The following is a 21503-nucleotide window of genomic DNA, read 5'->3' as shown; positions in this document are numbered from 1 at the left end:
GTTTCACGTGCGTGCCTCTTCCAGGGTCAGTACGAAGGTCGCGCCGCCGCCCTCGGTGTCGTGGAGCCGTACGCGGCCGCCGTGGGCCTCGGCGATCGCGCGGACGATCGACAGGCCGAGGCCCGCACCGGAGCCCCGGGTGCCGCGCCGGGCCGTGCCGCGCCGGAACCGTTCGAAGATCACCTCGGTGTCCTGCGGCTGCACACCGGGCCCCGAGTCGACGACGTACAGCTCGACGGACGAGCCCTCGGCGCGGGAGCCGATGCGGATGGTCTGGCCGGCGGTGGTGTGCTGCACGGCGTTCTGGGCGAGCTGGACCATCGCCTGGGTGATCCGCTGGGGGTCCAACTCGGCCTCCCGGTCCGCCACTTCGGCGAGCTGCCAGTCGCGTTCGCCCAGGGTGCGGGCCTTGACGTAGACATCGGCGGTGAGTTCGGCGAGCTGGACCGGTTCGGGGCTGACGAAGTCGGGCCGTTCGGCCTTGGCGAGCAGCAGCAGGTCCTCGACGATGCGGCTCATCCGGTCCAGTTCGTCGGTGACCAGCCGGACCGTCTCCTCGCGCTCGGCGGGATCGTCGCCCATCAGCTCCAGATGGCCCCGCACGATGGTGATGGGCGTGCGCAATTCGTGCCCCGCGTCGTCGACGAACTCCCGCTGCGCGGCGAAGGCCCGTTCCAGCCGGTCGAGCATCGCGTTGAACGTCTCGGCGAGCGCGGCCACGTCGTCCCGGCCGTGCACCGGGATGCGCCGGGTGAGGTCCTGCTCGGTGAGCTGGGCCGCGGCGGACCGCACCAGCCGTACGGGCTTGAGGATCCGCCCCGCCACCACCCACGCGATACCGGTCGTCATCAGCAGGGCGACCCCGGAGATGGCGAGCAGCACCCGGAACACCTCGTTCGCGCGTTCCTTCTCGCTCGCCGGATGGAAGGCGACCACGAAGGCCGCGTCCGCCTCGGACCCGTACCGGGCCACCTCCACCTTCGCCCAGCGGATCTCCCCGGCCGCCCGCTCCAGCGTCCCCGTGGACTCGGGGGACTCGAAGATCTCCCGCTGTGCGTCGGCGTCCTTGTACAGCGGCAGCGCGACGGAAATCTCCCGCTGCTGTCTCAGCCGTGTGAGGCCGCCGTCGGCCCGGCCCACGAGTCCGATCAGTTCCTCGTCGAGGTCGGCGTTCTGTCGTTGCAGGAAGACCCGCAGCAGCCGCGACGGCTCGGTGAAGGGCCCCCCGGTCTCCGGATCGACCCCCTGCGCCTGAAGGTTGGTGAACTCCCCGGCCTCCTGCACCAGCAGCACGTTGATCCGCTGGTCCACGTCCCGCAACAGGATCGACCGTGTGGTCGTCGCCACCGAGGCGAGCGCCACCGCCATCACCAGCAGCAGCCACAGCAGGATCCGGACCCGGGCCGAGACCCGCCGGGCCGGCGCCTCAGCCGTCGTCACCGGCTCCGTCGTCGTCGGCGTCCTGCCCGTCCTGTCCGTCCTGCCCAGGGTTGTCGTCATCGTCATCACTCGCCGGGCTGTCGGTCACCGGAGGCCGCGACACGACCTCGTCACTGGGCGTCGCCTCCGGCCGCGAAGGCGTAGGACTCGGCGACCCGCTCTCCAACTCCACCTTCGGCGGCACCTTCGGCGCCTGAGGGCTGTCGGTCAGGGCAAAACTGGTCGCGGCGATACCGAGCGGAATCGCCACGACGGCGGCAAGGGCCGCGATCCGGCGAGAGAAGACCATGGGAACGATCCTGCGGAGGGGACCGGCGTCACGGATGAGCGCAAGATGAGGACTTCTTCATCTTGGGGAGCCCGCGGGCTTTCAGCCGTCCAGTCCGATGGCGAACGCGGCCTCGAGGTCATGCTGCGAGTAAGCCCGGAACGCCACATGCGTATCCGTCCCCAGAACCCCGGGAATCTTGCTGATACGCCCCGGAATCACATCGGCCAGATCCTCGTGCTCCTTCACCCGGACCATGGCGACCAGATCGTACGTACCGGTCACGGAGAACACCTCGGTCACGGAGTCGATCGCGGCGATCGACTCCGCGATCTCCGGAATCCGGTCCACGCTGGTCTTGATGAGCACGATCGCGGTGATCACGGCTGTTTCTCTCCCTCGGGGGCCGGAGCTGGGACGTTCTGTGGGGCGTCCACTGGCGGTTTCACTCTAGCCCTACGCCCATAACGCCCCCACGCGTAGACGAACCCCAGTCCGAACCCCACCAGATGCGCCAGATAGGCGACCCCCGGCCCCGAGGTCTGCCGCCCCGCGGCCAGCCACTGCAGGCTCACCCAGAACGGCAGGGTCACCCAGGCAGGAAAACGCAGTGGAAGGAAGAAGAGGAACGGGAAGAGGCTCGTCACGCGCGCTCGGGGGAAAAGGAAGAGAAAAGCGCCGAGGACCGCGGAGATCGCCCCGGACGCGCCGACCAGCGACTGCGGCGACCCGGCGTGCGCCGCCGCGTACGCCACCAGCGCGAGATAACCGCAGCCCACGTAGAAGAGGGCGAACTCCACATGGCCCATGCGTTCCTCGGCCATGGCCCCGAAGACGAAGAGGAAGAGCATGTTGCCGAGGAGATGCAGCCAGCTGCCGTGGACGAAGAGCGCGGTGGCGGGGGCGAGCGCCGCGCGCGGGGTGCCGTCGAAGAGTTCGACGGGGACGACGCCCCAGCGGCGGAAGTACGCCCGCTGCGCGGCGAGCAGTTCGTCCCCCGTGCCGTACACCGGGTTCAGGCCGGCGGCCGGGCCGATCAGGAAGATCGCACAGCAGACGGCGATCAGCCCGTACGTCACCGGCGCCGACTCGTTTCGTACGGCCCGGTCGGCCGTAGTGCTCCACTTGCCGATCATGAGCAGATCATGACGTAACGGGACCCACCCGCACAGACCGCCTCGCCGCCGGTGGGGAGAGGGCCGACCGCCGGACGCGATCGGCGCCGCCGCCGCAGGCGAATGGGCATCGAGTACCGGTCAGGCCGTAGGGTTACGAGCCACACGCACCGGGAGGCCGGCGCATCACGGAGACTGGAAGAAGGAAGAGCAGCCACGATGACGGTTCCCCTGCCGACGGACACGACCCGCTGGCGCTGCACCCTCTGTGGAAACCTCACACGTTTCGACGTGACCCGCTCGTCGAAGGTCGTCGAGTACGTTCACCTCGACCTCGCCGGGGAGCCCAAGGTCGAGGAGCGCGACGTGGTCAGTGAGACCATCGAGTCGGTGCGCTGCCGCTGGTGCAACGCCGTGGACCAGGTGGAACTCGTGGACAGGCCGGGCGCCGGCTCCTGAGGATGGGGGTTCCCCCGCTCGAGCGAAGTCGAGAGTGGGAGAGGGCCCCGCTGAGAAATGGGGTGTGACGGATGGTGGAGACCACAGGCGGGGAGCCGGGCGACGGCGCCGCTGAGGTGCTCGACCGTCCGCTGCCCGAGGGCGTCCGCAAACGCGTCGTGCAGATCGTCTCCGACGGCTTCGGCGGACTGACCGTCGCCGAACTGCCCGCACAGCTCAGGCAGTACGCCCGGTTCACCCCGAATCGCCGGGTGAAGTTCGCGGGCAACGCGATGGCCGCCGCGGTGGAGACCGACACACTTTTCAGACAGCGCATCGGGGAGCGTTTCCGGGAGGCCCACCCGGAGCTGGCCGGCGCCCTCGACACGGGTGCGCCGCCCCCGGCCGCGGAGCCGCTGGACGTGGCGGCCGCGGCCTATGTACTGCGCCCCACGGGCTGGGTGAAGCTGGTCACCGCGGCCGGCGAGGAGGCCCAGCGGGCGGACGCCGAGCGGGCCGACGAGGAGAGCCGCGCCGAGCTGGAGCGGCTGCGCGAGCAGCTCGCCGAGGCCCGTGGCCACACGAAGGCCGAGACGGAACGGCTGCGCGCGGAGCTGGAAACGGTGAAGAGGGACGCCGACTCCCTGCACCGCAAGCTCCGGGCCGCCCTCAGCGACGTCAAGCGCGGAGAGGCCGCCCTGCGCAAGCTGCACGCCGAGATGGAGACCGTGCGCGCCGAGGGGCAGGCCCAGGTGTCCGTCGCCGAGAGCGAGTCCCGGCGGCTCAAGGCTCGGCTCGGCGAGGCGGAAGCGGCCCTGGAGGCCGCCCGGCGGGCGGCCCGCGAGGGGCGCAGCGTCGAGGACATGCGCGTACGGCTGCTGCTGGACACCGTGCTGGACGCGGCCCAGGGGCTCCGGCGGGAGCTGGCGCTGCCGCCGCTCTCCGTGCGGCCCGCCGAGACGGTCGACGCGGTCGAGCCGGGGCGGATGACCCCGAAGGACATCGCCGCCCGCGCGCTGTCGGAGAACGACCCCGCGATCCTGGACCAGTTGCTGGCGCTGCCGCAGGCGCATCTCGTCGTCGACGGCTACAACGTCACCAAGACCGGCTATCCGCAGATGCCGCTGGAGAAGCAGCGACTCAGGCTCCTGGGTCAGCTCTCGCAGCTCGCCGCCCAGACCGGCGCCGAGGTGACCTGTGTCTTCGACGGGGCCGAGCTGGCCGCGCCGGTGCTGCTCGCGCCGCCGCGCGGGGTGCGGGTGCTGTTCTCCAAGCCGGGTGTCACCGCCGACGAGTTGATCCGTCAGCTGGTGCGCGCCGAGCCGCCCGGCCGACCGGTCATCGTCGCCTCCACCGACCGCGAGGTGGCCGACGGAATCGCCAAGGCGGGAGCCAGGCCGGTGGCTTCCGCGGTGCTCCTCAAGCGGCTTTCCTGACTCTTCGGCCCCGTCCGTCCCAACAGCAACGTACAGGCGCTATGCCCGAATTGACGGAACTGTTGCGCGACGTAGCGTCAATCGGGCATCACTGCGTGTGCGTTGAGTGTGAATTGTGCGCCGTGGGACGGGATTTTTCCTGTGGGGGATTTGAAGTGATCATCATTAGGTCACTAGGGTCGGGGCTCAAACCTCTGAACGGGTGATCGTCGCCGGAGTCCCCGCCGGCCGGTCGCTCACATGAAGGAGTTCACCTACCGTGGCGTCCCACCGTCGACCGAAGCAGCCGAGCCGTGCGCGTGTGACCGTGCTCACCACTGCCGCCGCCGCTGCTGTGGCCCTGACCTCGCAGGCCGCCAACGCCGCGCCCAGCGAGAAGCCGAGCAAGGACGAGGTCAAGGCCAAGGTCGACAAGCTCTACGAAGAGGTCGAGCGGGCCACCGACAAGGCCAACGGGGCCCAGGAGAAGCAGGAGAAGCTCGAAAAGGAGATCTCCACGATCCAGGACAACGTCGCCCGGGGTCAGGAAGACCTCAACGAGCTGCGTGAGGGCATAGGCCTGGCGGCCAGCGCCCAGTACCGCTCGGGCGGCATCGACTCCTCGATCCAGCTCTTCCTCTCCGCCGACCCGGACGACTACCTGGACAAGGCCGCCACGCTCGACCAGCTGACCGGTCAGCAGGTCGAGTCGCTGAAGAAGATCCAGGAGAAGCAGCGCACGCTCGCGCAGCAGCGCCAGGAGGCCTCCGAGAAGCTGGAGGACCTCGCCGACACCCGCGAGACCCTGACCAAGAAGAAGAAGGAAGTCCAGAGCAAGCTGGCCGCGGCGCAGAAGCTCCTCAACTCCCTGACGGCCGAGGAGAAGGCCGCCCTGGACGAGCAGGAGACGCGTGCCAGCCGTGACGCCGGCGACCGCGTCGACCTCGGCAACGAGGCGCCGGCCTCCGATCGCGGCGCCGCCGCCCTCGCCGCCGCCGACACCCAGCTCGGCAAGCCCTACGTCTCCGGGGGCAGCGGCCCCAACTCCTACGACTGCTCCGGGCTGACCCAGTGGGCCTACGCCCAGGCCGGTGTGTCGATCACCCGGACCACGTACACGCAGGCGAATGACGGCACCCGGATCGGCCGCGACCAGCTCATGCCGGGCGACCTTGTCTTCTTCAACGACCTGGGACACGTCGGCCTCTACGCGGGCAACGACACCATCATCCACGCCCCGTACCCGGGCAAGGTCGTCCGCTACGAGTCGATGAGCACCATCGGCACCTTCCAGTTCGGTGTCCGGATCTGACACCCGAGGTGGCTTGAGCAAGGCCGACTGATCACGGACCGTGACAGTCGGCCTTTTTCCTTCTTCGAGATCAGGACACAGGGCCGCCCGAACGGGCGAATTCCCGCACCCCGTGCTGACCGCTTCCCCCGCTGGTGACCTGGGTCCCGGTCCGGACGTCACGCTGTGTGCCCGCAGAGGTCTTTGGCTGTGACATGGTCGCGCGACTACTGTCGGCCGCGCTTCCCTCACCCGCCGTGAGCGCGCCCCGGACCGGGGTCGCCGCCGCGGACCCGAGGGAGGGCCCCTGTCCACCGTCGAAGGGAGTGCGGCTTCCCGTGGTGTCCCACAGTCGCCTTGTACCGTCCGGGTTCGACCGGGGCGCGGCCGCCGCCCTCGGTGTGCTGTCCGCCGCGGCCGCCGCCCTCAGCACCATTCCCGTCCAGTCGGCCGCCGCCTCGCCGCACGACACCACCACCACCCGGGCCGAGGTGGACCGGCTGTACGAGGAGGCCGAGCAGGCCACCGAGGCGTACAACAAGGCCGACGAGCGTGCCGGCGAACTGCGCGACCAGGTCGGCACCGCGCAGGACTCGATGGCCCGGCAGCAGGAACGCATCAACGCCATGCGTGAGCCGCTGGGTTCGCTCGCCGGTGCCCAGTACCGCTCCGGCGGCGTCGACCCGGCGATCACCCTGCTGTTCTCCGACGATCCCGACGACTACCTCGACACGGCCGCCGCCCTGGACCGCATCAGCGCCCACCAGGCGGGCGAACTGCACAACCTCCAGCAGGCCATGCGCGACCTCTCCCAGAACCGCCAGGAGGCCATCGGCAAGCTCGCGGAGCTGGAGAAGAGCCGCAAGGCCGTCGCCAGGCACAAGCAGACCGTCGAGCGGAAGCTCGCCAAGGCCCGGCAGCTGCTCAACTCCCTCCCGGACCAGGAGCGCGCCGAGTACGACCGCGCCTCCCGCTCCGGCGGGTCCGGCCGCACCGACATGCCCGATCTCTCCGACGCCCTCGCGCCCAACGGCCGCGCGGCCGCCGCCGTCGCCGCCGCCCGCTCCGCCCTCGGCAAGCCGTACATCTGGGGCTCCGCCGGCCCCGACGGCTTCGACTGCTCGGGCCTCATGGTCTGGTCGTACGGACAGGCCGGCGTCGGCCTCCCGCGCACCTCACAGGCCCAGCGGTACGCCGGCACCCAGGTCCCGCTCTCCCAGGCCCGGCCCGGCGACCTGGTCACCTACCGGTTCGACGCCAGCCATGTCGGCATGTACGTCGGCAACGGCCAGGTGATCCACGCCCCCTACCCCGGTGCCCCCGTCCGTTACGACCCCGTCGGCATGATGCCGATCGCCTCGGTCACCCGCCCCTGACCGCCGTACGCCATGCGACGGGCCGCCGTACGATCGGGACCGTGGCTGGCAGAAGGCGCGCGTTTCCGGGAGCCGCGGGAATCTGTCTCGCACTCACCCTCCTCGTCGGCTGCGGCGGCACGGCGGCTTCGGACTCCGCCCGCGCCGACGTCGAGCGGATGCTCGACCGGCGGGCGACGGCGGTCCTGGAGCGGAACGAGGCGGCGTACCGCTCCACCGAGGCGCCGACGGCCGCCGCGGCCGGTCAACGGGCCACGGGGGCGGCCGAGTTCACGAACCTCCGCGGCCTGCCGCTGGCCGCCTGGTCGTACGACCTCACTGGCTTCCAGCGCTCCGGCGACCGGGCCACGGCCGAGGCGGCCCTGCGCTACCGGATACGCGGCTACGACAAGGCGCCCGTCACCGCCGCACGGGCGCTGACCCTCGTCCGGGACGACGACGGCGCATGGCGGGTCGCCGCCGACGAGCCCTCGGAGAAGGGCACCGAACAGCTGTGGGAGCAGGGGCGGATACTCGCCGTCCGTGGGGAGCGGAGTCTCGTGCTGGGGGTCGGGTGGTCGGCGGCGGCCCTGCGGGAGTACGCGGGGCTGGCGGACCGGGCCGTGCCCGCCGTGACCGAGGCGTGGGGCGAGGACTGGGCGCGGCGGGTCGTCGTCCTCGTGCCGGAGTCGCTGGAGGAGATGGCGGGGCTGCTGGGGGCGCGCGCGTCCGGGTACCGGGGAATCGCCGCGGTCACCACCGGCGAGGCGGGAGGCTCGGTGAAGGCGCCCGCGGACCGGATCATCGTCAACCCCGACGCGTACGCCGTCCTCGGCGACTTCGGCCGGCAGGTCGTCCTCACCCATGAGACGACCCACGTCGCCACCCGTGCCCACACCAACGCGGCCACCCCCCTCTGGCTCTCTGAGGGCTATGCCGACTGGGTCGGCTACCGGGGGACGGGCCGTACGGCGCCCGAGCTGGCCACTGAACTGCAACGCGCCGTCGCGGAGGGACAGCTCCCGGCCGCACTGCCCGAGGACGCCGACTTCGGCTTCTCCGGCGACTCCGGCCGGCTCGCCCAGGCCTACCAGGGCGGCTGGCTGGCCTGCCGCATGATCGCCGATCACTGGGGCGAGGTCCGCCTCGACGAGTTCTACCGGGCCGTCGGAGAGCACGGGAAGCGGGCCGGGGCGGTGGAGGGGGCCTTGAAGGAGGTCCTGGGGACGACCGCCGAGGAGTTCACCGCGCAGTGGCGGGAGTACGTGCGCGATCAGCTCGGCTGACCGGGGGTGGCGGCGGGGCCGGGATCAGCGCCGGGGTCGAGCTCGGCGATGGCCTCCCTGAGCCACGCCCGCTCCGCCTTCCCCGTCGCCCGGGCCACCCGCAGCATGCCCTGCCGGAACAGGTCGTCGGCGTCCTCCGCGCGCACGGGTTCGCCGTCCTTGTAGAAGAAGCTCGCCGGTGTCGTCAGGAAGTCGAGGCGGCGGCGCAGCACCGCGGCCTGCTCCACCGGGTCGGGGAGGTGCCGCAGGAAGGCGAGAAGGGTGTTGAAGCGCACCTGGTCGGTGATCTCGCCCTGCTTGGGGTCGCGGAGGTGATCGAGGAGCGCCGCGCGACCGTCCTCCGTCAGCGACAGCACCCGGCGCGGGGCCGCGCCGCTGCCGGGTTCCGTGTGCTGGTCGAGCTTCCCGCCGGCGACCAGGCGGGCGATCGCCGGGTAGAGGGCACCGTCGCTGACCGGGCGGACATGGCCGCTGAGGGCCTTGATGCGCTCCTTCAACTCGTAGCCATGCAGGGGTTCCTGCGCCAGGAAGCCCAGGATCGACAGCTCCAGCACCGTGGTTCGAACCTCCTTGCGAGCGTGATGCGGCCATGATACCTCTTATCGAGCTACTTCTAATCGAGGTATTCGTCTGGCGAGGGGGCTCGGTCAGTGGTGGACGCGCATCGGAAACAGCTCATCTCACTCGCTCACCCCGTCTACCTCTCGCTGCTCGCCTCCGTCGCCGCCGGGATCATCAACACCGTCTGGGTCTCCCGGCTCGGTGGCCCCGCGGTGGCCGCCGTCGCCGTCGCGACCAACACCGAGAACGTGCTGCTCGGGGTTGCCCTGGTCTTCGCCTCCGGCACCACCGTGCTGGTCGCGCACGCGCGGGGTGCGCGGGACCCGGGGGCGGTGCGGGCGGCAGTTCGCGGCGGATGGGCGCTGTTCGCGGTGGTCACGCCGGTGGTGGCGGTGGGCGGGTACGTGGTGCGCGAGCCGCTGGCCCGGCTGGTGTTCGGCGGTGCCGAGGGGCTGTCCCTCGCCGTCGAGTACTTGGCGATCTCCCTGCCGGGCATCGCCGTCTTCTTCGCGCAGACCCTCGTCGACGGCATCCTGAAGGGCACGGGCGACACCCGCACCCCACTGCGGCTCGCCCTGCTCGCGAACGGGCTGATCCTGGTCTGCGACCCGTTCCTCATCCACCGGTACGGCGTCGAGGGCGCCGCCGCCGCGACCGTGCTGTGCCGCTGCGTCGCCCTCGCGGCCGGGCTGGTCGCCCTTCGGCGGAACACGTGCCTCCGAGCGGTGTCGTCCGTGCGCCCCGCCGAGTCCGTACCGGCCGCACTGCGCCGGGCGCTCGCCACCGGCCTGCCCATGTCCGCCGACTTCACCGTGAGGCAGGCCGGCGCGCTCGCTCTGGTCGCGATCGTGGCCCGGCTCGGGGTCACGGCCGTGGCCGCGTACGCCATCGCCTACAAGGTCCTGTACGTCGCCACGATGGCCTTCTACGCCGTACGGCAGGCCGCGGCCATCCACACCGCGCACACGCGCGGCGAGGGAAGGGACGAGCGGCGGCCCATCGGGCGGCAGGCGGTCGTGGTCTCGGGGGCGGTGGGCCTCGCGGCGGCCGTGCTGCTGGCCGTGTTCGCGCCGGTGGTCATGCGGGCCTTCGGGGCCGGGCCCGACGTCGCCGCCGACGGTGTGCTCTTCCTGCGCTGTGTCGGCCCGTATCTGGTGCTGATGGCCTGCTGCATCGCGCTCGGCGGAGTCTTCGAGGGAAGCGGGGGCGCGCCGGTGCTGCCGCGGGTGACGCTGCTCGGTACGGCGGTCCAACTGCCGCTCGCGTACGGCCTGTCGGGGCTCGGACTGCCCGGGATCTGCCTGGCGCTCGCGGTGTCCATGGCGGTGCAGTGCGCCGTGCTCGCGCCGCTGCTGCGCCGGCGGGCTCAGGAACCCAGTGGCTCCTTGGCGAGGGTCGGCTGATCCGGCAGTGGGGCCGGGGCGGGGCGGGGGACCGTGTCGTGCCACAGTTCGAAGGCGGCGAGGAGGGTGGCGAGGACGAGGAGGCCGTTGCGGAGGAAGAGGAGGGTGACACCCAGGCCGTCGCTGGCCACCACGTGGGAGAACCAGACCGGGAACTCCAGGACGGTCACGAAGCACGCGACCAGGACCAGGACCGTCGGCAGACCCATGCGGCTGGCCCGGAAGCAGAGGCAGACGGCGGCGAGGCCGACCAGCCACACCATGTACTGGGGGCTGATCACCCGGCTGGTGGCCGTGAACATCAGCACCGCCACGAACGCCGCGTCCGCGAGGGTGTGCGGCGCGAACCGCCGGGCCCGCACCCGCCACAGCAGCAGCCAGGCGAAGGCCACCCCGCTGAGCAGCAGAGCCGCGTTGCTGACGGTGTCGACGTGGTCGCCGAGGAACTCCACCGAGCCGTAGTTGAGGAGCACCTCGCCGTTCCAGCCGAACTGCCGGGCCACGTGGAAGACCAGGGCCCCCAGCGACTCCACCTCGGTGCCCCGGTCGCGCTGGAAGGTCAGGAAGGCGAAGGCGCCGGGCATGGAGACGGCGAACAGCGCGGCCAGCGCGAGGCCGGTGCCCGCCGCCCAGGCCCAGGCCGTGCGCTTCCGGGCGCCCAGGAGCAGCAGCACCGGCCACACCTTCAGCAGGGCCGCGAAGGCCGTCAGCGCCCCCATCGCGCGGGGATGGCGGCTGCCGGCGAGAACGGCCGCGACCGCCACCGCCGTCACCATCACGTCGTACCGGGCGTACACGGTCGGACCGAGCAGCGGCAGACCCACCACCCACACCCGGGCACCGCGCCACGTCTTGCCGGTCCGGTTGCCCGCGTGGAGGAGCAGCGCGAGCACCGCCAGGTCGGCGAGGAAGGCGAGGACGAAGAACGCCGACGTGTAGTCCAGGAAGGGCAGCAGCGCGGGGGAGAGGATCGCGAGGGCGGCGGCGGGCGGGTACTGCCAGGTGACGTCGTCCAGGGGATACGTTCCTGTGCGCAGGATCTCGTACCAGCCCTGGTAGATCACCGAGACGTCGCTGGTGACGTCCGGGCCCGGGAACACGTACACCTTGAAGACGAACAGCAGCAGGAGCAGCCGGGTCGCGCCCCAGGCCGTGAGCAGCCCGAACGGGAGCCGTCGAGCGCTCGTCATGTCCACCTGAGCCACGTGATTCCCTGTCCGTGTGCGCCCTGTTCCGCGTCTGTGAAAGACATGATCCCCCGTCCGTCTGTGAAGTGGCCGTGAAGCATGGCCGGGCCCGGTGCGATGTGCCTGGTGGCGGCGGTCCGATGCCGGTTCGGTAGGGTCGGCGGCGATGCACAAGACCCTGATCGTGACCAACGACTTCCCGCCCCGGCCCGGCGGTATCCAGGCGTTTCTGCACAATATGGCGCTGCGGCTGGACCCCGAGCGGGTCGTCGTCTACGCCTCGACGTGGAAGCGTAGCCGGGAGGGCGTCGAGGCGACGGCCGCCTTCGACGCCGAACAGCCCTTCACCGTCGTACGCGACCGCACGACCATGCTGCTGCCGACGCCCGGCGTCACCCGCCGCGCGGTCTCGCTGCTGCGGGAGCACGGCTGTACGTCGGTGTGGTTCGGTGCGGCGGCCCCGCTCGGTCTGATGGCCCCCGCACTGCGCAGGGCGGGCGCCCGCCGCCTGGTGGCCACCACACACGGCCACGAGGCGGGCTGGGCCCAGCTGCCCGCCGCCCGGCAGCTGCTGCGGCGGATCGGCGAGGGCACGGACACGATCACCTACCTCGGCGAGTACACGCGCTCGCGGATCGCCACCGCCCTGACCCCGGCGGCGGCCGGGCGCATGGTCCAGCTGCCGCCCGGTGTCGACGAGAAGACCTTCCACCCGGGCTCCGGAGGCGCCGACGTCCGCGCCCGGCTCGGGCTCACCGACCGCCCGGTGGTCGTCTGTGTCTCCCGGCTCGTGCCACGCAAGGGGCAGGACACGCTGATCCAGGCGATGCCCGGCATCCTGGCCAAGGAGCCGGACGCGGTGCTGCTGGTCGTCGGCGGCGGACCGTACGAGAAGGAGCTGCGCCGCCTCGCGCACGAGACCGGCGTCGCCGAGTCCGTCCGCTTCACCGGGGCCGTGCCCTGGTCGGAGCTGCCCGCCCACTACGGCGCCGGTGACGTCTTCGCCATGCCCTGCCGTACGCGCCGGGGCGGCCTCGACGTCGAGGGGCTCGGAATCGTCTACCTGGAGGCCTCCGCGACCGGACTGCCCGTCGTCGCGGGCGACTCCGGCGGCGCCCCCGACGCCGTCCTCGACGGCGAGACCGGCTGGGTCGTCCGCGGCGGCTCCCCGACGGAGGCCGCGGAACGCGTCATCACCCTCCTCGCCGACCCGGAACTGCGGGCACGGATGGGGAAGCGGGGACGGGAGTGGGTCGAGGGGAAATGGCGGTGGGACCTCCTGGCAGAAAATTTGAAAGCTCTGTTGTAGCCCCGCAAGGGGCGCGGGGAACTGCGCGACCAGCCACAAGACGACCGGAAGTCGCCTTTCGAGAGCACCGGGCACCCCAGTAGGCGCCGCCCGGCCCGGCGGAGCCCCTAGGCGGATCCCGAAAATCCGCACATGCTGCGCACATGACAGCAAAACTGATGCAACGTCAGCTGACGAGACGTCATATCCTGGGTATGGCCGCCCTGCAGACGGCGGCCACTCTCGGCTTCACCCGCATCGGCCTCCAGGCAGCCCATGCGGCCGAGCCCGACGCAGTCGAATCCGCTCCCGCGATCGTGATCGGTTCGGGCTACGGCGCCGCCGTAGCCGCCCTCCGACTCGGTCAGGCCGGTATCCGCACGGTCGTCCTGGAGATGGGCAGGGCCTGGAACACACAGGGCTCCGACGGCAAGGTCTTCTGCTCGACCAGGGAACCGGACGAAAGATCCATGTGGTTCAAGACCCGGACCGAGGCCCCGCTCGCCACCTTCCTCTGGCTGGACGTCGTCAACCAGGACATCAGCCCCTACCCCGGAGTACTGGACCGGGTCCGCTACGCCAACATGTCGGTCTTCCTGGGCCGCGGCGTCGGCGGCGGCTCCCTGGTCAACGGCAGCATGGCCGTCACCCCCCTCCGGTCGTACTTCGCCGAGCAGTTCCCGACCGTCGACACCACCGAGATGTACGCCACGTACTTCCCGCGCGCCCGCGCCATGCTCGGCGTCAACACCATCGACCCCGCGTGGTTCGAGTCCACCGAGTGGTACCGCTTCAGCCGGATCTCCCGCGCCCACGCGGAGAAGACCGGCCTCAAGACCACCTTCGTGCCCAGCGTCTACGACTTCGCCCACATGGAGCGCGAGGCGGCCGGCACCGCGACCAGGTCGGCGCTCGCCGGCGAGGTCATCTACGGCAACAACCACGGCAAACGCAGCCTCGACAAGACGTACCTCGCCGCCGCCCTCGGCACCGGCAACGTCACCATCCACACCATGGAGCGGGCCAAGGGCATCCGCCGGCTGAGCGACGGGACGTACGTCGTCACCGTCGACCGCATCGACGACACGGGCGCGGTCGTCGAGACCAAGGAGTACGGCTGCACCTACCTGTTCCTCGGCGCGGGCAGCGTCGGCACCACCGAACTCCTCGTCCGCGCACGGGCGAAGGGCACCCTGCCCGCACTGGACGCCGGCGTCGGCGCGGGCTGGGGCACCAACGGCAATGTGATGCTCGGCCGGGCCAACCACCTCTGGGACACGGTCGGGGCGAACCAGTCGACCATGCCGGTCATGGGCATCGACGACTGGGCCAACACCTCCAACCCCGTCTTCGCCGAGATCGCTCCGCTGCCCACGGGTCTCGAACACTGGGTCAGCCTCTACTTGGCGATCACCAAGAACCAGGAGCGCGCGTCCTTCACCTACGACGCCGCGACCGACTCGGCGAAACTCGGCTGGAGCGCCGCCCAGAGCGCGGTCTCCGTGGCCATGGCCAAGAAGCTCTTCGACCGGATCAACTCGGCCAACAGCACGATCTACCGGTACGACCTGTTCGGCTCGTCCAACAAGGTGTTCGCCGACGACTTCACGTATCACCCGCTGGGCGGCTGCGTGCTGGGGAAGGCGACCGACAACTACGGGAGGGTGAAGGGGTATTCGAAGCTGTACGTCACCGACGGCTCGCTGGTGCCCGGCTCGATCGGGGTGAACCCGTTCGTCACGATCACCGCGCTCGCCGAACGCACGATGGCGCGGGTCCTCGCCGAGGACACCGCGCCATGAGCCGTTCGACCGCCGATCGGTTCGTGACAGCCGGCTACTTCTGGTAGATCGCCTCGATCTCGTCCGCGTAGTCCTTGGCCACCACATTGCGCTTGAGCTTCAGGGACGGCGTGAGGTGGCCCGACTCCTCCGTGAACTGGGAGGACAGAATGCGGAACTTCCGCACCGATTCCGCCTTCGACACCGCGGCGTTGCCGTCGTCGATCGCGGCCTGCACGGCCGCGTTCAGATCGGCGTCCGCGCTCAGCGACGCCGCGGTGGACCCCGCGGGCTTGCCGTGCTCGGCGGCCCAACGGCCCAGGAACTCCTCGTCGATGGTGACCAGCGCGCCCACGAAGGGCCGCCCGTCGCCCACCACCATGCACTCCGCGACCAGGGCGTGCGCCCGGATACGGTCCTCGATCACGGCCGGGGCGACGTTCTTGCCGCCCGCGGTGACGATGATCTCCTTCTTTCGGCCGGTGATCCTGAGGTAGCCGTCCTCGTCGAGGGTGCCGATGTCACCGGTGTGGAACCAGCCGTCGGCCAGCGCCTCCTCGGTCGCGCCCGGGTTGTTCCAGTACTCCTTGAACAGGTGCTCGCCGTGCAGCAGCACCTCCCCGTCGTCCGCGATCCGGACGACGGAACCCGGCAGCGGCTGCCCGACCGTACCGATCTTCTGGCGGTCCCAGGGGTTGAACGCGGTCGCCGCACAGGACTCCGTCAGGCCGTAGCCCTCCAGGACCGTGAAGCCGATGCCGCGGAAGAAGTGCCCCAGACGCTCGCCCAGCGGGGCGCCGCCCGAGATCGCGTACTCGCCCTTGCCGCCGAGCACCGCGCGCAGCTTGCTGTAGACGAGCTTGTCGAACACCTTGTGCTTGATCTTCAGGCCGAGGGCCGGGCCCGACGCGGTGTCCAGCGCCTTGCTGTACGCGATCGCCGTGTCCGTGGCCTTGTCGAAGATCTTGCCCTTGCCGTCCGCCTGCGCCTTGGCCCGGGCCGAGTTGTAGACCTTCTCGAAGACCCGCGGCACGCCCAGGATCAGCGTCGGCCGGAAGGAGGCCAGCTCCTCGGTGAGGTTCTTGATGTCCGGTACGGTGCCCAGCTTGATCGGCGCCATCATCGGCGCGACCTGCACGAGCCGCCCGAAGACGTGCGCGAGCGGGAGGAAGAGCAGGACCGAGCACTCGCCCGTACGGAACAGCGGCCGCAGCCGCTCCACGACGTTGCCGCACTCCGCGAAGAAGCTGCGGTGGGTGAGCACACAGCCCTTCGGACGGCCGGTGGTGCCGGAGGTGTAGACGATGGTCGCCGGGTCGTCGGCCTTCGCCAGCGAGCCGCGCTCATCGACGGCCGCCTCGGTGACGTCCTGGCCGAGGCGCCCCAGCTCCTCCACACCGCCACCCTCGATCTGCCAGACGTGCTTCAGCGCCGGCAGCCGGTCGCGCACCGACTCGACGGCCGCCGCGTGCCCGTCCAGCTCCACGATCATGGCGGTCGCGCCCGAGTCGGCGAGGATCCACTGCACCTGCTCCGGCGAGCTGGTCTCGTACACCGGCACGGTGACCGCGCCGGCCGACCAGATCGCGAAGTCCAGCAGGGTCCACTCGTATCGGGTACGGGACATCAGCCCGACCCGGTCACCCGGCTGGACCCCGGCGGCGATGAGCCCCTTCGCGGCCGACCGCACCTCGGCGAGGAACTGGACCGCGTTGACGTCCTGCCAGGCGCCGCCCACCTTGCGGGCGATGACGGCGACATCGGGATGCTGCGCGGCGTTTCTACGGACGATGTCGGTCAGATTGCCGTCCGTCGGGACCTCGTACAAAGCCGGAAGGCTGAACTCGCGCAAGACTGCTGCTCCTCATAGGGCGCCGGCGCCACGACTCGGCGTGTGCTGCGACGGTGCGGTCCAAGGCTGGGGCGAGCGCTCAGGCCTCACTTGGTTCCTCACTGGTTGAAAACCTGAGCACAACTGGACTGCCCGGACGTTACCCGCCGGTATGGCTTCTCCGCGAGGGGGGCCCGGGGAGATGTTCTCCGCGTCACACATGTGGGGTTCTCCCGGGAACAATAATCCCCCCACTTACTGACTGGCCAGTAACCGCAGGTCCGCCCCGCTCTGTTCACGTATGCCGCACAGGCCTACGCTTGATCGTCATGGCACCCACACCAGGCGGCAGGCGCGAGACGCGCATTCATGTGGTCAGCGACGTGCACGGCAACGCACGCGATCTGGCCGTAGCGGGTGAGGGCGCCGACGCCCTGGTGTGTCTGGGCGACCTGGTCCTCTTCCTCGACTACGCCGACCACTCGCGCGGTATCTTCCCCGACCTCTTCGGCACCGAGAACGCCACCCGGCTCGTCGAACTGCGCACCGCCCGGCGCTTCGAGGAGGCACGCGAACTCGGGACCCGGCTGTGGGCGGGCGTGGGCGAGGACCGGGCCGCCGTGATCGAGAAGGCGGTCCGCAAGCAGTACGCCGAGATGTTCGCGGCCTTCCCCACGCCGACGTATGCCACATACGGCAATGTCGATATGCCGAGGCTGTGGCCGGAGTACGCGGCGGAGGGAACGACCGTGCTGGACGGGGAGCGCGTCGAGATCGGGGGCTGGGTCTTCGGCTTCGTGGGCGGCGGACTCCGCACCCCCATGCGGACGCCGTACGAGATCAGCGACGAGGAGTACGCGGCGAAGATCGAGGCGGTGGGGGAGGTGGACGTGCTGTGCACACACATCCCGCCGGAGGTCCCTGAGCTGGTGTACGACACGGTCGCGCGCCGTTTCGAGCGGGGGAGCCGGGCGCTGCTGGAGGCGATCCGGAAGACGCGGCCCCGGTACTCGCTGTTCGGGCATGTCCATCAGCCGTTGGCGCGGCGGATGCGGATCGGGGCGACCGAATGTGTGAACGTGGGGCACTTCGCCGGGAGCGGGAAGCCGTGGGCGCTGGAATGGTGAGTCTCCGCAAGCGGTAGCCTTCACGCTGCACATACGTGCGCACCCACCTCCCTCACCGGAACGTCTCTGGAGGAGCCACGGCGATGGCGGAATTCACCAGTTCGAGCATCACGATCGAGGCTGCGGCGGCCGACGTCATGGCAGTGATCGCCGACTTCGCCCGCTACCCGGACTGGACGGGCGAGGTGAAGGAGGCGGAGGTGCTGGAGACCGACGGTCAGGGCCGCGCCGAGCAGGTCCGGCTCGTCATGGACGCGGGCGCGATCAAGGACGACCAGACGCTGGCGTACACCTGGACCGGGGCGAACGAGGTCTCCTGGACGCTGGTCAAGTCCCAGATGCTGCGGTCCCTCGACGGGTCCTACATCTTGAAGCCGGTCGGCGACTCGGTCACCGAGGTGACGTATCAGCTGACCGTGGACGTCAAGATCCCGATGCTCGGGATGATCAAGCGCAAGGCGGAGAAGGTGATCATCGACCGGGCGCTGGCGGGGCTGAAGAAGCGGGTCGAGTCGGGCGCGTAGTTCGCCCACCGGGCCTGTCCACCCGACTCGCCCCGGTGGCGGAGTGCGCCCTCCGGGGCCGTGGCATGTGGGCCGTCCGGGTGACGCGCGCAGCCATGGGGTGGGTGGATCGTGCGCCCGACAGCTCGGTGGGGTGGGGTGCGTCGCGACGCGGCTGCGGGTGGTTCGTGTCCGGCCGCGCACTTCCCCGCACCCCTTCGGGGCGCTGCCCCGCTGCCCTCGCCGACCCGGGCCGCCCCATGGGTGGGCACAGGCGCCACCCTGTACGCGCCGGTGAGCGCCCCCCACCTCCGCCGGCTCCGGGTGCCGGGGCGGCGGTGTCGGGCCCGGCGCTGGGTTACCGTTCAGCCTCATGCGCACCATCCTGATCACCGGGCAAGGCGGCAGCGGCCGTACGACGGTCGCGGCGGCCACGGCGCTCGACGCGGCTCGTGAGGGCGCGCGAACGCTTGTGCTGAGCGCGGACCGGATCGACGGGCTGGGTGCGGCGCTCGGCGTGGCCACCGGGCCCGAGCCCGTACACGCGGCGCCGAATCTCACCGCGTGGCGACCCGACGCGGCGGCGGACTTCCGGGTGGATCTCGTCGCCTTCCAGGAGCGGGCCGCGTCCGTGCTGGGTCTGTTGGGGGCCGGTCGGCTGGACGCCGAGGAGCTCACACCTCTTCCCGGCGCCGAGGAACTCGCCCTGCTGCGGGCGCTGCGCGACGCCGCGCTCTCCGAGGTGTACGACCTGCTCGTCGTCGATCTGCCGCCCGCACCGCAGGCACTCGCGCTGCTCGGTCTGCCGGAGGAACTGCGGAGGTATCTGCGGCGGCTGCTCCCGCCCGAGCGGCAGGCCGCCCGTGCGCTGCGGCCGGTCCTCGGACGGCTCGCCGGTGTGCCGATGCCCGCCGAGTGGCTGTACGAGACGGCCGCCCGGTGGGACGTCGAACTGGCCGCCGTCGCGGCGGTCGTCGAGGACCCGGGGACAAGTGTGCGGCTGGTCGCCGAGCCGGGGCCGGCGGGTGCCGAACATGTCCGCCTCGCCGGCGTCGGCCTCGCCCTGCGGGCCCTCCCCGTGGACGTCCTGATCGCCAGCCGCATCCTCCCCGAGAGCGGGCACGACACCTGGCTCGCCGGCCTCGTCGCCCAGCAGCGCAAGGCGCTGGAGGAGTGGGAGCAGTGCGCGCAGGCCCGTCCCGTACGGGGCGTCGCCCACCTCGGTCACGACCCCCGCGGCGCCGACGACCTCACCGCCCTCCACGTACCCGGCATCGGTGACGCCCCCGCCCGCGTCGAGTGGACCGTCGCCGACAACCTCGGTGAGGAGGGCGTGCTCGTGTGGCACATCCCGCTGCCCGGGGCGATACGCGACGAGCTGGACCTCATCCGGCGCGGCGACGAGTTGGTCGTGACGGCGGGGCAGTTCCGCCGTATCGTTCCGCTGCCGTCGGCACTGCGCCGCTGCACGGTCGACGGCGCGGCCCTGCGCGACGGCGAGCTGAGGATCCGTTTCGCGCCGGACCCGCAGTTGTGGCCCCGGACCCGGTGAATCGCATACGCCCGTTCGGGTAACGTCGAAGGTACGAACCGTAGGCAGGAGCCCGCCATGAGCGAAGAGCGCCCCACGTCCGACGCCGCTCGTCAGGACGCGGCCGAGGCGGCGCGGACCGCCGAGCAGGTACGCGCGACCGACGCCGACGCCTGGGCCACGGCGTGCGAGGAGGACCTCGCCGCGGAGAAGGCCCGCCGCCGGGCGCAGTACGGGCCGCCGCCGAGCTCGGCCGCCGAGGAACTGCGCAAGCTGGTGGACACCGTCGCGGACAAGCTGTCCGGGCTGCAGTCGCCGCTGCTCGGCGCGGTGGCCGGGGGCGCGGCCCAGCAGATGGTCAACCAGGTCGTCCGGCAGGCCAAGGCCGCCGTCGAACCCGTCATCGAACGCAATCCGGACGTCTTCGACCATCTGGCCGCCGCCGGCGGTGAACTGTTCGCCGCGTACCGCTCCGCCGTCGAGGCCCAGGAACGCCGGTGGACGAACCGGGACACCGCCCACCGGGAAGGCCGCGACAAGGGCGACGACCCGGGCCCCGGAGAGCGCATCGACCTGGACTGATGCCGGGCCCGTCCGCCCGGCGGACGTCGGGGGTCCCGGCGCAGGGCCTCGGGTACGGTTGGCCGTAGCGGGGCTCGACCGAAACTGAGGGATTCATGGGACTCACCATCGGCGTCGACATCGGCGGTACCAAGATCGCGGCCGGTGTGGTCGACGAGGAAGGCAACATCCTCTCGACCCACAAGGTGCCGACCCCGGGCACGCCCGACGCGATCGTGGACGCCATCGCCGCCGCCGTCGAGGGCGCGCGAGCCGGACACGAGATCGTCGGTGTCGGCATCGGCGCGGCCGGCTACGTCAACCGTCAGCGGTCGACGGTCTACTTCGCCCCCAATATCGACTGGCGCAACGAGCCGCTCAAGGAGAAGGTCGAGGCCCGCGTGGGCCTGCCGGTCGTCGTGGAGAACGACGCCAACGCCGCTGCCTGGGGCGAGTACAAGTTCGGCGGCGGCAAGGGCCACCGCAACGTCATCTGCATCACCCTCGGCACCGGCCTCGGCGGCGGCATCATCATCGGCAACAAGCTGCGTCGCGGGCACTACGGCGTGGCCGCCGAGTTCGGACACATTCGGATGGTTCCGGACGGACTGCTCTGCGGCTGCGGCTCACAGGGCTGCTGGGAGCAGTACGCGTCGGGGCGCGCGCTGGTGCGGTACGCCAAGCAGCGCGCCAACGCCACCCCGGAGAACGCCGAACTCCTCCTCGGCCTCGGCGACGGCACCCCCGACGCCATCGAGGGCAAGCACATCTCCATGGCGGCCCGCCAGGGCGACCCCGTCGCCGTCGACTCCTACCGCGAACTCGCCCGCTGGGCCGGCGCGGGCCTCGCCGACCTCGCCTCCCTCTTCGACCCGTCCGCCTTCATCGTCGGCGGCGGCCTCTCCGACGAGGGCGAGCTCGTCCTCGACCCCATCCGCAAGTCCTACAAGCGCTGGCTCGTAGGCGGCAACTGGCGCCCCGTCGCCGAGGTCATCGCCGCCCAACTGGGCAACGAGGCGGGCCTGGTGGGCGCGGCGGACCTGGCGAGAGAACCCGACCCGATCATGTAACTCCCGGCCGGCGGCACCCCCGCGCCCCTTCAGGGGCGCGGGGCTGTACCGA

At 71.1% G+C, this 21503-nt stretch carries 20 protein-coding genes; 13 read left to right on the top strand and 7 right to left on the bottom strand.

From position 1 onward, the window contains the following. Window positions 1-3 precede the first annotated feature (3 nt). From JIX55_RS14460 to JIX55_RS14445, 4 genes are all read right to left on the bottom strand, one after another. Window positions 4-1500 carry a sensor histidine kinase gene (locus tag JIX55_RS14460; RefSeq protein WP_443046416.1) on the bottom strand — a complete coding sequence of 499 codons (1497 nt, stop codon included), beginning with the start codon at window positions 1498-1500 and terminating at the stop codon, window positions 4-6. Next, on the bottom strand, window positions 1427-1729 hold the full coding sequence (locus tag JIX55_RS14455) for a small secreted hydrophilic protein (RefSeq protein WP_257563717.1): 303 nt from the start codon (window positions 1727-1729) through the stop codon (window positions 1427-1429). The genes JIX55_RS14460 and JIX55_RS14455 overlap by 74 nt, the downstream gene beginning before the upstream one ends. Window positions 1730-1810: 81 nt before the next feature. After that, window positions 1811-2092 carry an Lrp/AsnC family transcriptional regulator gene (locus tag JIX55_RS14450; protein WP_005478309.1) on the bottom strand — a complete coding sequence of 94 codons (282 nt, stop codon included), beginning with the start codon at window positions 2090-2092 and terminating at the stop codon, window positions 1811-1813. Further along, a complete protein-coding gene (locus tag JIX55_RS14445; RefSeq protein WP_257563716.1) occupies window positions 2089-2844 on the bottom strand; it encodes a rhomboid family intramembrane serine protease in 756 nt (251 codons plus the stop codon). The genes JIX55_RS14450 and JIX55_RS14445 overlap by 4 nt, the downstream gene beginning before the upstream one ends. Before the next feature lie 198 nt (window positions 2845-3042). On the opposite strand from JIX55_RS14445, the gene JIX55_RS14440 reads away from it, so the two are divergent. The 5 genes from JIX55_RS14440 (at window position 3043) to JIX55_RS14420 (ending at window position 8608) form a co-directional block, all read left to right on the top strand. Beyond that, window positions 3043-3282 carry a hypothetical protein gene (locus JIX55_RS14440; protein ID WP_069771227.1) on the top strand — a complete coding sequence of 80 codons (240 nt, stop codon included), beginning with the start codon at window positions 3043-3045 and terminating at the stop codon, window positions 3280-3282. Between the two features lie 71 nt (window positions 3283-3353). Next, window positions 3354-4697, top strand: coding sequence for an NYN domain-containing protein (locus tag JIX55_RS14435; protein ID WP_257563715.1), 1344 nt, complete (start codon window positions 3354-3356; stop codon window positions 4695-4697). Between the two features lie 259 nt (window positions 4698-4956). After that, the gene (locus tag JIX55_RS14430) at window positions 4957-5988 is read left to right on the top strand and encodes a C40 family peptidase (RefSeq protein WP_257563714.1); all 1032 of its coding nucleotides are present in this window, start codon (window positions 4957-4959) and stop codon (window positions 5986-5988) included. 317 nt (window positions 5989-6305) lie between these two features. Further along, complete coding sequence (locus JIX55_RS14425; protein ID WP_257563713.1) at window positions 6306-7343, top strand: C40 family peptidase; 1038 nt, start codon at window positions 6306-6308, stop codon at window positions 7341-7343. Between the two features lie 41 nt (window positions 7344-7384). Then, the gene (locus JIX55_RS14420; RefSeq protein WP_257563712.1) at window positions 7385-8608 is read left to right on the top strand and encodes a hypothetical protein; all 1224 of its coding nucleotides are present in this window, start codon (window positions 7385-7387) and stop codon (window positions 8606-8608) included. Here the strand turns inward: JIX55_RS14420 and JIX55_RS14415 are convergent. Next, the gene (locus JIX55_RS14415; RefSeq protein WP_257563711.1) at window positions 8596-9162 is read right to left on the bottom strand and encodes a PadR family transcriptional regulator; all 567 of its coding nucleotides are present in this window, start codon (window positions 9160-9162) and stop codon (window positions 8596-8598) included. The genes JIX55_RS14420 and JIX55_RS14415 overlap by 13 nt on opposite strands. Window positions 9163-9261: 99 nt before the next feature. Here JIX55_RS14415 and JIX55_RS14410 point away from each other — a divergent pair, with 99 nt between their 5' ends. Further along, the gene (locus JIX55_RS14410; RefSeq protein ID WP_257569327.1) at window positions 9262-10572 is read left to right on the top strand and encodes an MATE family efflux transporter; all 1311 of its coding nucleotides are present in this window, start codon (window positions 9262-9264) and stop codon (window positions 10570-10572) included. Here the strand turns inward: JIX55_RS14410 and JIX55_RS14405 are convergent. Beyond that, window positions 10536-11762 (bottom strand): glycosyltransferase 87 family protein, encoded by a 1227-nt coding sequence (locus JIX55_RS14405; RefSeq protein ID WP_257563710.1) that lies wholly within the window; start codon window positions 11760-11762, stop codon window positions 10536-10538. The two genes, JIX55_RS14410 and JIX55_RS14405, sit on opposite strands and share 37 nt — an antisense overlap. Before the next feature lie 163 nt (window positions 11763-11925). On the opposite strand from JIX55_RS14405, the gene JIX55_RS14400 reads away from it, so the two are divergent. Continuing rightward, window positions 11926-13068 (top strand): glycosyltransferase family 4 protein, encoded by a 1143-nt coding sequence (locus JIX55_RS14400; protein ID WP_257563709.1) that lies wholly within the window; start codon window positions 11926-11928, stop codon window positions 13066-13068. 194 nt (window positions 13069-13262) lie between these two features. After that, window positions 13263-14849: a GMC oxidoreductase gene (locus JIX55_RS14395; protein ID WP_257563708.1), complete on the top strand. Its 1587-nt coding sequence runs from the start codon at window positions 13263-13265 to the stop codon at window positions 14847-14849. 34 nt (window positions 14850-14883) lie between these two features. Here JIX55_RS14395 and JIX55_RS14390 read toward each other — a convergent pair whose 3' ends face one another. Then, on the bottom strand, window positions 14884-16680 hold the full coding sequence (locus JIX55_RS14390) for an AMP-dependent synthetase/ligase (protein ID WP_257563707.1): 1797 nt from the start codon (window positions 16678-16680) through the stop codon (window positions 14884-14886). Window positions 16681-17030: 350 nt separating this feature from the next. On the opposite strand from JIX55_RS14390, the gene JIX55_RS14385 reads away from it, so the two are divergent. The 5 genes from JIX55_RS14385 to JIX55_RS14365 all read left to right on the top strand — a co-directional run bounded on the left by JIX55_RS14385 (window position 17031) and on the right by JIX55_RS14365 (window position 21451). Further along, complete coding sequence (locus JIX55_RS14385) at window positions 17031-17786, top strand: metallophosphoesterase family protein (RefSeq protein WP_257569326.1); 756 nt, start codon at window positions 17031-17033, stop codon at window positions 17784-17786. 83 nt (window positions 17787-17869) lie between these two features. After that, window positions 17870-18310, top strand: coding sequence for an SRPBCC family protein (locus JIX55_RS14380; RefSeq protein WP_257563706.1), 441 nt, complete (start codon window positions 17870-17872; stop codon window positions 18308-18310). A gap of 352 nt (window positions 18311-18662) precedes the next feature. Beyond that, on the top strand, window positions 18663-19841 hold the full coding sequence (locus JIX55_RS14375; RefSeq protein ID WP_257563705.1) for an ArsA family ATPase: 1179 nt from the start codon (window positions 18663-18665) through the stop codon (window positions 19839-19841). 57 nt (window positions 19842-19898) lie between these two features. Next, window positions 19899-20402: a DUF5304 domain-containing protein gene (locus JIX55_RS14370; protein WP_257563704.1), complete on the top strand. Its 504-nt coding sequence runs from the start codon at window positions 19899-19901 to the stop codon at window positions 20400-20402. 95 nt (window positions 20403-20497) lie between these two features. Further along, window positions 20498-21451, top strand: coding sequence for an ROK family glucokinase (locus JIX55_RS14365; RefSeq protein WP_257563703.1), 954 nt, complete (start codon window positions 20498-20500; stop codon window positions 21449-21451). Window positions 21452-21503 lie beyond the last annotated feature (52 nt).

Origin of the sequence: Streptomyces sp. DSM 40750, assembly GCF_024612035.1 — a bacterium.
Lineage (GTDB): Bacteria > Actinomycetota > Actinomycetes > Streptomycetales > Streptomycetaceae > Streptomyces.
This window is presented reverse-complemented; position numbering and strand designations above follow the sequence as displayed.

Coding starts and splice junctions, on each gene's coding strand:
- JIX55_RS14440 (WP_069771227.1), top strand. CDS start 3,043: ATGACGGTTCCCCTGCCGACGGACACGACCCGCTGGCGCTGCACCCTC.
- JIX55_RS14400 (WP_257563709.1), top strand. CDS start 11,926: ATGCACAAGACCCTGATCGTGACCAACGACTTCCCGCCCCGGCCCGGC.
- JIX55_RS14370 (WP_257563704.1), top strand. CDS start 19,899: ATGAGCGAAGAGCGCCCCACGTCCGACGCCGCTCGTCAGGACGCGGCC.
- JIX55_RS14435 (WP_257563715.1), top strand. CDS start 3,354: ATGGTGGAGACCACAGGCGGGGAGCCGGGCGACGGCGCCGCTGAGGTG.
- JIX55_RS14455 (WP_257563717.1), bottom strand. CDS start 1,729: ATGGTCTTCTCTCGCCGGATCGCGGCCCTTGCCGCCGTCGTGGCGATT.
- JIX55_RS14395 (WP_257563708.1), top strand. CDS start 13,263: ATGGCCGCCCTGCAGACGGCGGCCACTCTCGGCTTCACCCGCATCGGC.
- JIX55_RS14445 (WP_257563716.1), bottom strand. CDS start 2,844: ATGATCGGCAAGTGGAGCACTACGGCCGACCGGGCCGTACGAAACGAG.
- JIX55_RS14380 (WP_257563706.1), top strand. CDS start 17,870: ATGGCGGAATTCACCAGTTCGAGCATCACGATCGAGGCTGCGGCGGCC.
- JIX55_RS14375 (WP_257563705.1), top strand. CDS start 18,663: ATGCGCACCATCCTGATCACCGGGCAAGGCGGCAGCGGCCGTACGACG.
- JIX55_RS14460 (WP_443046416.1), bottom strand. CDS start 1,500: ATGACGACAACCCTGGGCAGGACGGACAGGACGGGCAGGACGCCGACG.
- JIX55_RS14405 (WP_257563710.1), bottom strand. CDS start 11,762: ATGACGAGCGCTCGACGGCTCCCGTTCGGGCTGCTCACGGCCTGGGGC.
- JIX55_RS14365 (WP_257563703.1), top strand. CDS start 20,498: ATGGGACTCACCATCGGCGTCGACATCGGCGGTACCAAGATCGCGGCC.